Here is a 13,545-nt window from a genome sequence, read left to right as displayed (position 1 = left end):
CCGAAGGTCCGGCCACCGGCAGAAGAGACGACACCCCAACGTGACCACCACACTCCCCATCGACGCCCACGTCCGCCTCGACACCCACCCCACGCATCCCAGCGCCGTGACCGCCGTCCTGACCGGCACCCAGGCCCGCATCGCTCTCATGGGTCTGGAGGCAGCCGACTGGACCGTCGTCGCCGACAACGTTCTGGTCCTGGTCCGCATCGACCACGAGGAGCCCTACTGGGCCGAGGACGCAGCCAAACATCTGTCCGCCGAAGGCATCACCGTCGAGATCACCCTTCGACTCCGTGAGGCCATAGACGAGGAATGGACCTGGGCCAACTACCCGATGCCCTGGTGCACCCGCAGCGAAATCCGCGAGGTCTCCAACGAGGCCCAGAAGATCCACGACGACATCCGCCACGGCCAGCTCCTCATCCACGCCCACGCCCACGACGGCCACACCACCGTCGCGGTCGGCACCTACCTCGGCCGCAACGGCAAGTCCGTTTACCTCCACGGCGAGGACCACCTGCGCCAAATCGCCGACACCTTCGACTCGCCCGCCCAGGCCCTGCTCGCCTTCGAGAAGGTCCACGCTGCAGGCATGCGCCCCGGCGCGGCGCCCCTGACCGACACCGAACGCGCCGCCGCCGAAGCCCGCGCCATCTCCGACCTCAGCGCAGCCAAGCCCGAATCGTCCGGCCCGGAGCCAGAGACTGTTCCGGCCTACCTGGCCGATGCCGGCGACCACGACGCCCTGCTCGACGCCTTCCTGGATGCACACGGCGATTGGGAGAAGTGGCGGACCTGGTCGGACGAGACAACCCACGCCATCCACGAGTCCCAGACCCTGCGCATCGAGCGCGTCCACGAAACCCCGGCCCACGAGACCGCATGGACCGTAGCCGCCTACGAGACGCCCGTCTCCGACCGCGTGTGGGTCCTCACCGCGACCGGCGCCACCCCCGCCCTGGTGCTGCAGGAGCTGCTGGACCACCTCGCCGACGGCGACGGCTGGGACACGGCCATCGGCGCCCCGGTGGACGAGAAGATGGTCACAGCGGCCACGCAGCCTCTCAGCGACGCCGGATGGAAGCACACCGTGGACGGGCGATGGATCCGCTGGACGTCCCCCGCCGAGGACGCGGGCGTCCAGTTCGACGCCTTCACCGCACAGCACCCGAGCCAGAACCTGGCCACCTGGACCGTCTGGGCCGGTCCCGACCCCGACCGGCCCACCTGGACCCTCACCGCGTCCCCGCACACCCCGAGTTCGCTGCTGGTCGATCTCTCCGAGACCCTCGCCCACGAAACCGGCCTTCGCCGCCCGCAGCCCGCGGGCCCCGAACGCAGGACGAGCCTCGTCTCCAGCCCGCCAGCCGCTCCGGCGGTCGCGGCCGGCCCCACTGCCAGCCGTTCACGCTGATCACCGGCACACGAGAGCGGGGCAACATAGCGCGGGATCGCCGGCTAGCCAAACCGGCGATCCCGCGCACCATTGATAGTCCACCGCCACGCCCTGCCCGCACGTCGAAAGGCACCACCCCACGACCACAGAGCAGCCAGAGGCCGGCAGACTCTCACGCCGCCGCGTAGCTGGCCCGGAACAGATCATGCGTCCGCTCCACGTCCATCGGCGTACGGAGCTGCACCTCCAGACCACCCGTCCCGTGGTGACCGAGACCCGACACGTCCCGGGTGAACCCCGGAACGAGGTCGACGTCCTTCGGGTCGACCTTCAGGTAGACCAGGAGCTTGCTCCGCTGCGGCGGACACAGGCAGGCGAAGTTCCGTAGACGCCGATACGCCCTGTACTGCTTGCGCTCAACACGGTTCACACCGTCCCCGAGCCCGAGCAGTGCCTCGTCGACCGCGCCCGCCAGCTCCATCATCGACGCGCCCTGGACGTCGGCTGCCGCCCGAGCAACCGCCTGGCGGCGCACTCGGCGTGCCACCTGCATGCCGCCGCTCACGGACGCCACGGTCTCAAGGCCGAGCAGGTCGCTGCCGAAGAGTCGGTAGCGGACCAAGTCGATCGACCGCCGGTGCTCGCGCACGGCATGCACGTCGTAGCGCGTGAAGTCACCGGCGATACAGATCAGACGCGGGCCGCTCCACAGGACCTGGGATGCGGCCGTCACCCCCAGCCGGTCGCGGACGAGGTGCTCGAACTCGGCCCGGTGGTCCATCAGCCAGGCCAGGTAGAACAGTCCCTGGTTTATGACACCAGCGTCGACACCCCGCTTGTACTCGACGATGACCGGCGACCCGTTCTCGTCCAGCCCCAGCGAATCGATCCGGCCCGCGTGCACCGGCCCCGTGCCGTACTCGCTCGCCAGGAACCGAACCCCCAGCAGCGTCTCCATATGCGCCTCGACGAGGCCCTGCACATCTGCCTCAACCTCAGCAAGACGCGGCGTGACCTCGGTCATGCCGCTATTCGTCGTATCCGTGCGGAACAGCTTCAGGCCCGACACCTTCCCCTCCTCGGCTCGGAGATCACCAACGCCGAGCCGGCGCAGGATTGTTTCCGCGAGGGGCTTCGGGAGTGTGAAGATGGTGTGAGCGGCATGAACGACACCCACTTCAAGGCAGACCCACGCCAGGTAATCGCCCGAGCCGCATCCGCCTACCAGGCCACCGACCACACCTGGCAGCACGTTCAAGGCCGGTCACCCTGCCCGGTCCCGGAAGCCTGTGGACCACCCCCGGCGATCTCGACCGGTGGCTCACGCACCTCCACCAGAGCTGGCAGCAGCCCCAACTCCCCTGGCAGGACACCCTCTCCTACACGCCGAGTGACCACCTCCCATACCGCTACGGCCCCGGCCTCTACGCCTCGCACCCGCGGCGACGACGCCGCCGTCTTCCACTTCGGACACGAGCAGGGCTTCTCGGCAGCGCCGCACCTGGGATCAACAGGTCTACGCGATATCTGCCTGTCCAACAACGCCGACATCCTGGCCGATCACATCACCGCCGCCGTCCTGCAAGACCTCCACGCGCATCCGAAAAGAGACCCCGGGCACGCCTTGCTCGAGCGGCGAAACCACGCCCCGCCCCCAGCGCGATGCCGCCTGCTCAAGACGCCCCCAATCCGCACACCGACATCGACACCTTCACCTCCGACCAGGCCCCCGGGAGCTTGAGGCTCACTCGCGCTGCGGGCTCGCTCCACCTGTGGCGCCGCGGCACAAGAGAGCCACTCACCCGCTCCGGACCAAACACATACACCGGTAACGGCTACACGCTCACCCTGTCCGGCAGCACGAACCCGATCGGCAGCTTCACTCTCGACCTCGACCGCGCCCCGGGGCTCAAATGCATCCGTCAATAGCCACACCAGCAATGCGACGTTAGTTCGATTTCCGTCGGAATTGTCAGTGCCGTGTTTTAGCTTGAACTCAGCGCGCCAGAGATGAATTGGGGGGGCAGAGCTGGTGATCTTTGAAGAGCCGTCGGCAGTCTACGAGAGCATCACGTCGCGGATGCGGGCCCTGGCAGTGGTACTTCCGCTGCTGGCCTTGGACAACAGCAAGGCCAAGAAGGAACGCGGGTGGGACCGATATCGCATGGCCGAGCTGGCCCTGGCCGCGATCGACTTCGTGACGCTGCGCACGGACATGCGGACGGCCGTGCGGCAGGAGACGGTCGTGGAGCACGTTGCGGAGTACGCCGCACTGCAGCTGCCGGGCCGCGGTGGGGAGGAGTACCGGGCGGTCGCGCGGTGGGTGACCGAGCGGCTGATCAATACCGAAGAACGCGACCGCACTTTCCGTCACGACGTGGGGTATGTGACGGACGACGGGTTCGAGACGCGCGAGACATCTTTCCAGATCCTCAAGGAAGTCCCTGATCACGTGGGGCAGGCCGCGCTCATCGCCACGGACGCGGCGATCACCGTGCTGGTGCATGCGATCGACGTCGATATCGCCTCAGAACAGATCGCCGCCGAAGCCAAATTGGAGGCTCTACTCAAGCGTTCTCGGATCAGCGAGGCATGGCAGATCGCCCACAGTGCACGGATCCAGAGCATCCGGTACGCCAAGGACATCCATGGGCGCATCGAAGCGATGAAGCGCAATGTGCGGGCTGTGGACTGGGACACGGAAGTCAGGGACACGGTCGATGAGGCTCTGGAGCACGTGCGCAGCCGGTCCGCGGCCGAGACGATGCTCAAGGAGCGGGTCAACCAGCTGCTGGAAGCCACCGCCGATGAACGCAAGCGCAGGCAGCTGGAAGATCTGGAGGCGCTCATTCACGAGTGCTGGCAACGTCATGCGGTACTGATCGACATGCTGATGAAGGTCGGCCCGGAATTCCGGCGTCAACAAGACCGTCAGGTGTTCGTCGCTCCGGCGATCCACACGCGTGTACATCTGCACGGGCAGCTCCTCCAACCGGCCTTGGACCTCTCTCTCAACGCGTGCCTGGGCCCTTTGGAAGCGTTCACTCGCGCTGTCCTGGGGCCCGTGCGCCCTCGGGTGATGTTCCTGCCCGACTTCCTTGAGGGGCTCACCAAGGTCACCGACGAGGCCGGCGAGGAACTGGTGCCGGTTCAAGACGAGTACGACTGGTCGCAGTTCGACGCCCCTTCCGCCTTCAGCGACGAGCAACACCACGCGGTGGACACGTTGCTGGCGGCCGTCACGGAGCAGGGCGTGCGGCTCTCGGCCCTGTTGACCGCGACCCGCCAGCCCGGCCCGTGGACGGGGCCGAACTCCGGCACCGATGAGTTGCTCACGCTCCGCGTTCAGCAACTGTTCCGGCTCATTCCGGTGCGCCAGCTGGCTGCTGGTGAAGCTGCCGTGGTGGCCGTCGACGACGGCACAGTCCTGGATGACGACCTCTTTGGCGGCAGTGACTTCCTCCTGGTCCGCACCGGGGGCGCCGCTATGGGGCAGGAACCGCTGGCGAACGCGCCCCTGTCCGCTTTCCCCGCACCACGCCGACCGCAAGGCCCTGACGCCCGCCAGCTTGACCAGGAGAGTGCATGAACCGCCACGAGGATGCAGCCGAGGCAGCCCGGATGGTTGCCTTTGCCATGGCCCGCCGCAAGGCGCCCGCCCGCTCTGGCGAGTACGCCCGGCTCGTCCAACGCTTCGATACCGAGCCGGACTTCGCGCAGATGGTACGGAAGGTCGCCCAGGGCTTCGAGCTGACGGTGCTGGAAGTGCACCCCTTGACCGGACTGGTCCTGGGCACCACGCCCGAAACCGACTTCGCGGTGTCCGTCTCTGACCTCGTCCCGCAGACCGCCGATCGCCCCCTTTACCTGCTGGCCCAGCTGACCATCGCCGCCATGGCCTTTCCCCGTCCCGAAGACCTCGACGATGACGAGCACGTCGGCCGGATCTCCGTCAAACAGGTCGATGAAGAGGTCCGGGTCCTGGCCTCGACCATCGAGCGCCGCCTTGCCCAGACCGATGAGGACATTGATCCGCCCAGCGATCAGCCGGGGCTGGAGGGGCTGTGGCGGGCTTACCTGCGCCGCAACGCCACGGGAAAGACACAGACGGACAGGGCCCCGCGATCCTCGACGCGAGCCCTGGTGAAAAAGGCGTTCACGCATCTGGAGAGCCACGGCTTCGTACGCAAGCTCAGCGACGAAGACGCCGGCACCTATGTCACCAACGTCAAGTACCGACTACAGATCCGCGACCAGGCCGCGCGCGACATGCTGGAGGAACTCGCTGCGTTGGGCGTCGCAGCCCTCCCCGCCGGCGGCGCACCCGACCACAACCCGCCGTCACCGGACGACCCCCTCGCGTCAGCCGCCGCCACGCCGGTAACGGACCTGTTCAGCTGAACGCTCACCCCAAGGACCTCTTTCATGTATGAGCTCAATCGCATTCTGCTGCGAAACTTCGGGCCGCAAGATGCCCGCTACGAGGACGTGCCCCTGGACTTCTCCGGCGCCGGCGCCGAGGTGGAGACCGCCTCGCTGATTCCTGCTGCCGGGCACGTCGTGCAGCGCCCGGCGCCCGCCAGCCTGGTCATGCTGCAGAACGGCGGCGGCAAGGGCGTCTTACTGACGGGGATCACCTGCACCACCATCCCCTACCGCCACAGCGATCTGGAGACGTTGCGCAACTTCACTGTCTCCATGGCCCAGCCGTCCCACGTGGTGCTCGAATGGGCCGACGCCCGCACCGGACGCCTCCTGGTCACTGCCCAGGTCCTGGCCCCCGAGCACGACGGCAAACTGCACCGCTGCTTCTACAGCTTCCATCCCTCCGCAGCCCTGGACGCCGACCGGCTTCCCTTCCACCGCGAAGGACACTGGACCCCCTACGAGGACTACTGCACCGAACTGCGCGACTGGGAAAAGCGCGTCGAAGCGCTCGAGCTGCACATCCTCGAAGGCCAGGAGAAGTGGGAGAAGCACCAACGCGGCCTCGGCCTGCAGCCCGAACTCTTCGACGTGCAACGCCGGATGAACGCAAAGGAGAGCGACGCCGCCGCAGCCTTCACCACCAACACCGCCGACGCCTTCGTTGAATGGCTCCTACGCAAGGCCACAGATGATGACCGGTACACCGAACTGGGGACCGCGTTCCACAGCTATGCCGCCGCACACGACGAACGCGCCCAGTGGGAAAGAGAGCGGCAGTTCGCGGTGGAGATGCAGCACGCATGCGAGGAAGTCGCCAGCCTCCATGGCACGCTAACCAAGCATGCCGGTGCGGCCAAGGACGCGGAGAAGAACCTCGTTAACCTCACCGCCGCGGTCCGGGCACGCCACACCGTCCTCACCGCCACCGAGTCCGAGAGGAACACCACCCTCAAGGACACACACCGCACGCTGGAAGCCGCAAAGCGCACCAGCGAACTCTCCAAATCACGCCTGCAGCACGTACAGGTGTGCTCCCACGCGCTCGAGCTGGACGAGATCGCCGCGCAACAGAAGCAAACCCAGAAGGACAAGCAGAAGACGCAGGATGAGAGCGGGGCGTGGGTGAGCGTCCCGGTCGCCCTGCGGCACACCCAGGCGCTGGACAACCACAACCGCGCCCAGCAGGCACTCGTTCAAGCCGAACGCACCGCCGCCCCTTACGTCCAGGCCCTCGACACCGCAGCCGCTGCGCTGCGCGCGGGCTACACACGGGCCGAGAAGGAGGCCCGCGACACGATCCGTACGCACAAGGACACCACGACCGAGACACAGAAACAGATCGAGCAGTGGCGTACCCGAAGCAACAAGTTGCTCACCGCCGCGGGCGCCGCGCAGGAGGAAACCCGCACTCTGCAGAAGCAGACCGAAGCCTTCGCGTCACACCTGAGCACCGCCCAGGAACAGGATCTCCTCACCCCGCAGGAAAGCGCCGCCGATGCCGCCGCCCGCACCCAGGACCACGTACGCCATAGCGAACAGCTACTCCGCGAGGCCAACGAGGCCCGCAAGGGCATCCGGGCCGAACGGGACCGAGCCCACGCCGCGCTGACAGACAAGCAAAAGTTGGCCTGGTCCACACGTGCTGCCGCGACGACAGCGAATGACGAGACCAGTCGGCTGCGAGCTCGGGCCGCGGACATTCGCAGCAGCCCCCTGTGTGCCGAGCTGCTGGAAGCCAACAGTGATGACCTTCACGCCGGTGATGCACTGCGCTGGCTGGACGATCATTTCGACACCCTGCACCAGCTCGCCGAGCGTCGCACCGGCGGCCTCGAGACGTCACTGACACGCAAGAACATCGATCTGGAGAACGATCAGGCCCTGCTGTCCCTCCTCGACACCAGCGAGGGCCTGCTGCCTGCCGCCAAAGAGGTACGCGATCTGTGCGGAAAGCTGACGGACCACGGGATCCACGCCGTGCCCGGCTGGCAGTGGATGCGCGACAACGTACCGACCACGGAGCGCCAGCAGGTCATCAGAACGCACCCCGACCTGGTGGGCGGGATCATCGTGGGCGGTGCCGACGGCTTGGAAGCCGCTCAGAGCATGGTGGAGCGCTTTCGCCCCCTGCCCTGCGCCGCTGTCACGGTGGGCACCGGGGAACGGATGCTGAGCGCTCTGACGGACCCGGATGGCGGGCGGTTCGTGGTCGAGCCCTCACCCGCCCTTCACGACGAGGCAGCCGCCGCACACGAGCGCGCCGCGGTCGACACCCGCATCACCGAGGTCAGCCGCGAGTTGAGCGTGCTCGGACAGCGCCTCAGCGCTGTACGGAACCTTGTCCGGCAGATCGTGAACTGGCGTGACGCTTGTGGCGGCCTGAGTGTGTCCAAGCGACTTGACCAGCTGGAACAGCTGGAGACCGCGGCTGAGGAGGCAGAGGCCAATTTGGCCGCGGCCCGCACAGCAGCCGGAGAGCAGGAAGCCGCTCTGGAGAGCGCCGAGGACACATGCGAACGCCGCACCGAGGACCTCCAGACCGCGCAGAAGATCGCCGACAGTCTGACGCGCCTGGCGGAGGAAGAGTCTGCAGCCGACCAAGCGCAGACCCGACTCGCGGCTCTCACAGGCGAAAGAGTCGCTCGCACTGACGAACTCGAGTCACTGGCCGGACAGATCGACCAGGCGGGTGAGGAGATCCTGCAACTCGCTCGGGCCATCGAATCGGCCGAGCAGGCGGCAGACGGATACGCCCGCTCGCGCGAAGAGATCACCAGCACGTCCCAAGCGCAACAGGCCCACGACGCCTCCAACCCACCCCTGTTGCCTCTCCCCGCTCTCCAGCACCGCCATCTGCAAGCGCAGGATGAGCTGCGCAGCGTTGAGGTCGGCGAGGACCAGCAAGTGCGGGCCGCGGCAGCACAGCAGGCCCTGCTCGACAGCCAGGAAGAATGGAACGAAGTCCCCGAACAGGTACGGGGTCTGGCCTTGACCCACAGCCGCGATGAGCGAGCCGGTGACGCCGTCCAGCGCGACGCCATTGTGCGTGCCCTCACCGTCAAGATCGAAACTTGCGACGCTGCCCTCCAGCGGCTGCGCGATCAGGCGAGCCGTCTTGTGGAGCGTGCCAAGCTCCTGGCCCCCGCAGTCTCGCTGAACGAAAAAGACGCCACCGCTTGGACGCCGGCCACCGTTGCTGAGGCTCGCGAGCTGGAGGCCCGGGCGATGGGTGAGCTCGACACCGCTCAGGCGAAGGAGCGCCTTGCGGCCGGTGCCTTCAACAGTGCCCGCCGCGATCAGGCCAGTTCCACCAAGGAGTTGGCAGCTTTCGACCGGGTTCTGCCGATGCTCGAATCCGCTGTCCACGGTCTGGCCGTTCCGCCGGATAGTCCGCCCTACGCCGGCACTGGTGAAGCAGCCGAATACGCCGCTCGCCAGGTGACAGCCGCGCACACCACGTGCCGGGACGCTGCCCGCGGAACGGAGCGGCAGCTGGAGGGGGCCGTGAGCCGGCTCAAGGAGGTACCCGCCGATGTTCGTTTCGAACGACTCGACATCCCGCTGCGCACGCAGATCTCCGCCCTAGATGGCCGTCACATCCCCGCCATGGCTGCGACCTGGACCGATGCACTGATTTCCCGCATCGCAGCCCTGAACTCGGACCTGGAAGGCATGGCCAAGGCCCGCGAGGCTCTCGCCTCACAGCTCAGCGGCCTCGTCACTGACCTCCTGCAGCGCCTCGACCAGGCCAGCCGCTTCTCCGCCTTCCCCGAGGGGGACGCTCCCTGGTCCGGGCAGAAGTTCCTCACCATCCGCTACAAGAAGCCAGACCTGGCTGCTCTCACCGCTCAGATGCACGAGTCCGTCGATGCTCTGGCAGGCAACCCGCGCACGCGCAAGCTCAAGGGCATCGACGTCGTCATGCGCTGCCTCGTAGCGGCAGTCCCCCGCGGGTTCACCGCCGAGGTCATGAAGCCCAATGCCGCCCAGCGCCTGGACCGTGTCCCCGTCGAGGAAATGAGCCGAGTCTTCTCCGGTGGCCAGGAACTGACCGGCGCCATCCTCCTGTACTGCGCGCTCGCCGCCCTACGCACGTCACCCGGCCCTCGCAGCCGCACGCGCAATGGCGGACTGCTCCTGCTCGACAACCCCATCGGCCGGGCCAACGCCGGCTACCTCGTCGACATCCAGATGCAGATGGCCGCCGCGCTGGGAATCCAGCTGATCTACACCACCGGACTGACCGACGAGGACGTCACCTCACGCTTCCCCATGCGCATCCAGCTCCGCAACGACGCCGAGGCCCGAAGCGGCCTCTCCCTCATCCGGCTCGAAGAACAAGTACGCAACGCCCTAATCCCCGCACCCCGCATCAACCCCGACCAAGACGCCCCCGAACCCGCCGGCCTCCTCACCTCCGCCCGGCTGTACAGGAAGCAGGTCAACACTCAGTGACCTCACCCGCAGACCAGGTCGAGGCTCCGCTCTCCCCCGCAGCGGCACAACTCAGCGCGGCACTCCAAGCCCGCGCCGATCGAGCCACAGTCACCCGGGCCACCCTCATGGAGGCATTCCGCGGCGCTCTGCCGGGCGCCGCCAGCGGAGCGAGCGCGCGCAGCACCCTCGCCACGCTGCTGTACGAAATCGCCGATCGCGGCATCATCGGCCTTCCCGCCTCCCGCACCAAATGGGACGCCGGCCGCCCAGCTCTTCCGGAACAGGTCCGGATCCCCACCGCGGCGCCTGCGAAACTCTCCACCCCACGCCAGCATGTGTCATGGCGGCCAGAGCTCAACTGGGCCTACGACACCCGGCTGACTGCGTCCCAGACCAAGGACCTCCTCGCCTGTAACCGCTGGTTCCGAGACACCCACAACCAGCCAACCCGACGCGTTCCGCTCCCCCTACGCGAGCGCTCATACGAGATCTTCCGCTACGAAAAGCGCCTCGACACGCTGATCACCGGAGCCCTCTTCGCCCCTGGCAGGCTGACCCTCAAGCAGCTCGCCACCTACCGCGAACCGCCCCCGCTGGCTCACCGCAGGCTCGGTGACGGCGACACCATGCTCGTAGTGGAAAACAGCGACACCTACGCCACTCTCCGCAACCTGCTCAAACCTGCCCCCGGTCGCATCGGATACATCGCCTTCGGCTCCGGAAGAGCCTTCGAAGCATCCGTAGAAAACACCACCGAGCTCCCTGGCATCCACCGCATCGTCTACTACGGCGACCTCGACGCCGAAGGCATCGCCATCCCGGCAAGAGCCTCCATCAACGGCGTACAGCACGGACTGCCGCCCATCGAACCAGCGACTGGCCTGTATCGCCTCCTGCTCGCCCACGAGCCCACCGCCGGCGACATCATCGCCAACGAACGCGCCACCAGCCTGACAACATGGCTCCCCGAGGAACTCCAGCAGGCAGCGCATGCCCTGCTGACCAAAGGGCAACGCATCGCGCAAGAGGCAACCAACCGCAATGAACTCAGCGTCGAGCCAGACTGGCGATGGTGAGCCTCCTCCCCTTGAGGCGGCTCCTGCGTGCCCTGGCCAGCAGTGGCGCCGCCCCGGATCGACTTCCGTTGCCTACCACGCGCTCTCTAGGTGCTCGGCCGCAGGTTCGAGTCCTTCCGCGGAACACCACTGACATCCCGTCAGATTGCCAACATTCGCGTAGTTCAGACTGCATCTGACCGCCTCGGGGGCGAACCCACCGCCCCATCGAGCAAGCCACTATCCCCGCGCACGGCAGGATGATGGATACCCAAGAAGTGATGCATCAGAACCGGCGTAGGATTCCGACCAATTGACCGGGGACACCGTTGTCCGTTTTTACGTAGCGTGCGCGGCGGCTTCGCCGTCGCTCTGTCCAGGTAAAAGTTCAGCAATGGACCAGGGGAGAACAGCCAGGTCAGTGACGGACCGGGGAAGCCGCGGATAACGGTTCAGCTCACGCATTTTCTGCATCAGGTCAAAGCCGTCCTCCGCGGTGACGAATCCCGCTTTCACAGCCAGCTGCATCATGTCGAGCGTTTCCGCTGTCATGATGCCCTGTCCGATTGCATACTCCAGCGCGGATTTATCATCTGATATCCACCACGCACCGGAGAACTGGGGCCAGTGTTGGATAATGTGGCAGGTCTCGGCCTCTCCAAGGTGCTGCAAGGGCCTGTCGCCTTGGCCGCCGAACACGGCTGTGCGAAGGTGGCCGACGTTCTCACGGTCGTCTGGAGCCGATACTCGGATTGCCTCGCCGAGCCAGCCTTGCTGTCTCAAGTCGTTTAGAGCGGGAAGCTGTCCGGCCGATTTGTGCGCCTCCCGCGACACAGCGGAGGTCCACTTGCCGCGGTCGGCCAGGACCGCGCGAAGCAGGTCGAGGCGTTCAACGGCGGCGAAGTTGCACAGGACGGTGTTGTCCGGGAACAGGAAGTCGCTCACGCAGCACCGCCGTTGTCCTGTTCGGACGCGAACTGGTCTCTGAGCTCGTCGACGTCAGCGCCGAGTAGCGATGCGTACGGACGCAAGGTCGCTTTGCCAGCCTCATAGGCACCGCGCGTGTCGCGTACAAGGAGTCCAGGGAGCTTCTTCTCCTCCGAGGCCGCGACTCGCTGGTCAAGTTCTTCCACCCGATCGGCTACGACTGCGGCCTCGTGGACGGTCATGCGCTTGTAGTAGTCGCAACCGCCAGCGTCGATCACACGCAACTTGAGCAGTCTGTAGGCCAGGGTCTCAGGGCTGACCATGAAGTCGCAGCACAGCTTGGCAAAACTTCCGCGGGTCAGCCCCACCTTGCCGAGCGCTTCGCGCAGGGCTTGCTCGGGCAACAGGAAGACGGAGGCGAAGGTGTTGGCTCGCTGCTCGCTCGGATCGTTCTTCTGGGCTCGATCGAAGATGTCGCGATCGAGGTGGACGTCCTGGTCGTCGTCGGCGAGGAGGTGCCCGAGTTCATGGGCGAGTGTGAAGCGCTGACGTGCCGGGTTGGATGCCGTACTCAGGAGGATGAGCTTGGCACCTTGGCCCATGGCAGCGAGGCCGTCAAAGCCATCGCCCAGCGGCTCAACAGCCACATCCGCACCGAAGACCGTCTCGATCAATTCTGGCAGGCCGCCCTCGGTCACCAACCGTCCCTGGCGCTCCACCGCCCGCCGAGCTGATTTTGCCAGCGCCTCTCCCTGGGCGGCGTAGCTGTTGCCGGAAGGCGTTGTCGGGCCTACGGGCCGCCAGGGCTGCGGATAGCCGAGCTTGTCCAGGTCGGCGCGCCGCGCAACGAAGTCCCGGGCAGTCGCCAGTGCTTCGGCGGCCTTTCCGGTGGTCGTTCTCGCTGCCACGGCCAGTGGGGGCTCGGCTCCGGTGAGCAGCCAGTCCATGGAGACGTGGAATTCATCGGCAATGACCGCGAGCTCAACGGCCGAATAGCGGCTCGCGCCGCTAAGGCACTCACTGAGTTGCTCGGCGTCAAGGTCGGCCTGGTCGGCGAAGTCGCGGAGGCTCAAGCCCGATTGGTCGATCAGGCTTCTCACGCGATCGGAGATGCTGGACACCCGTGGACAGTAGTCCGCCATCTGCACTGTCCACAAGGCGCACCGTAGGCGATCTCCCAGGTCGGAGCGGGAACTGGCTGCCCTGCTGCGGGCACACCCACCCACCACCAGCAACCGGGCCACAGATTGGCGGAAAAGCTCCCGCGGGAACTCCGGCAAGCAACGCACGCCCTGCTGA

Annotated in this window: 8 protein-coding genes; 5 read left to right on the top strand and 3 right to left on the bottom strand. The window is 66.6% G+C overall.

The genetic code is table 11. The annotated features are described in order from the left end of the window. Nucleotides 1–40 precede the first annotated feature (40 nt). Complete coding sequence (locus OG507_RS31980; RefSeq protein WP_327370578.1) at nucleotides 41–1,417, top strand: DUF317 domain-containing protein; 1,377 nt, start codon at nucleotides 41–43, stop codon at nucleotides 1,415–1,417. 154 nt (nucleotides 1,418–1,571) lie between these two features. Here the strand turns inward: OG507_RS31980 and OG507_RS31975 are convergent, their stop codons facing one another. Then, a complete protein-coding gene (locus OG507_RS31975) occupies nucleotides 1,572–2,468 on the bottom strand; it encodes a DUF5655 domain-containing protein (protein ID WP_327372171.1) in 897 nt (298 codons plus the stop codon). A 963-nt stretch (nucleotides 2,469–3,431) separates the two neighbouring features. Here OG507_RS31975 and OG507_RS31970 point away from each other — a divergent pair. From OG507_RS31970 to OG507_RS31955, 4 genes are read left to right on the top strand one after another with little or no spacing between them, the layout of a single operon-like run. Continuing rightward, nucleotides 3,432–4,988, top strand: a complete 1,557-nt coding sequence (locus OG507_RS31970; RefSeq protein ID WP_327370577.1) for a hypothetical protein — start codon at nucleotides 3,432–3,434, stop codon at nucleotides 4,986–4,988. Continuing rightward, nucleotides 4,985–5,800 carry a hypothetical protein gene (locus OG507_RS31965; protein WP_327370576.1) on the top strand — a complete coding sequence of 272 codons (816 nt, stop codon included), beginning with the start codon at nucleotides 4,985–4,987 and terminating at the stop codon, nucleotides 5,798–5,800. The genes OG507_RS31970 and OG507_RS31965 overlap by 4 nt, the downstream gene beginning before the upstream one ends. A gap of 24 nt (nucleotides 5,801–5,824) precedes the next feature. Then, nucleotides 5,825–10,282, top strand: coding sequence for a hypothetical protein (locus tag OG507_RS31960; protein ID WP_327370575.1), 4,458 nt, complete (start codon nucleotides 5,825–5,827; stop codon nucleotides 10,280–10,282). Further along, nucleotides 10,279–11,340 carry a Wadjet anti-phage system protein JetD domain-containing protein gene (locus OG507_RS31955; RefSeq protein WP_327370574.1) on the top strand — a complete coding sequence of 354 codons (1,062 nt, stop codon included), beginning with the start codon at nucleotides 10,279–10,281 and terminating at the stop codon, nucleotides 11,338–11,340. Before OG507_RS31960 ends, OG507_RS31955 begins: the two co-directional genes overlap by 4 nt. A 318-nt stretch (nucleotides 11,341–11,658) precedes the next feature. On the opposite strand, the gene OG507_RS31950 is transcribed toward OG507_RS31955, so the two are convergent. Continuing rightward, nucleotides 11,659–12,264 carry a hypothetical protein gene (locus OG507_RS31950; protein WP_175308928.1) on the bottom strand — a complete coding sequence of 202 codons (606 nt, stop codon included), beginning with the start codon at nucleotides 12,262–12,264 and terminating at the stop codon, nucleotides 11,659–11,661. Beyond that, nucleotides 12,261–13,367 carry an XRE family transcriptional regulator gene (locus tag OG507_RS31945; RefSeq protein WP_327370573.1) on the bottom strand — a complete coding sequence of 369 codons (1,107 nt, stop codon included), beginning with the start codon at nucleotides 13,365–13,367 and terminating at the stop codon, nucleotides 12,261–12,263. The genes OG507_RS31950 and OG507_RS31945 overlap by 4 nt, the downstream gene beginning before the upstream one ends. Between the last annotated feature and the right edge of the window lie 178 nt (nucleotides 13,368–13,545).

It is taken from the genome of Streptomyces sp. NBC_01217 (assembly GCF_035994185.1).
GTDB lineage: Bacteria > Actinomycetota > Actinomycetes > Streptomycetales > Streptomycetaceae > Streptomyces.
This window is presented reverse-complemented; position numbering and strand designations above follow the sequence as displayed.

What these genes read in the sequence shown, in the direction of transcription:
- OG507_RS31965 (WP_327370576.1), top strand. Translation starts at nt 4,985, where the DNA reads ATGAACCGCCACGAGGATGCAGCCGAGGCAGCCCGGATGGTTGCCTTT.
- OG507_RS31960 (WP_327370575.1), top strand. Translation starts at nt 5,825, where the DNA reads ATGTATGAGCTCAATCGCATTCTGCTGCGAAACTTCGGGCCGCAAGAT.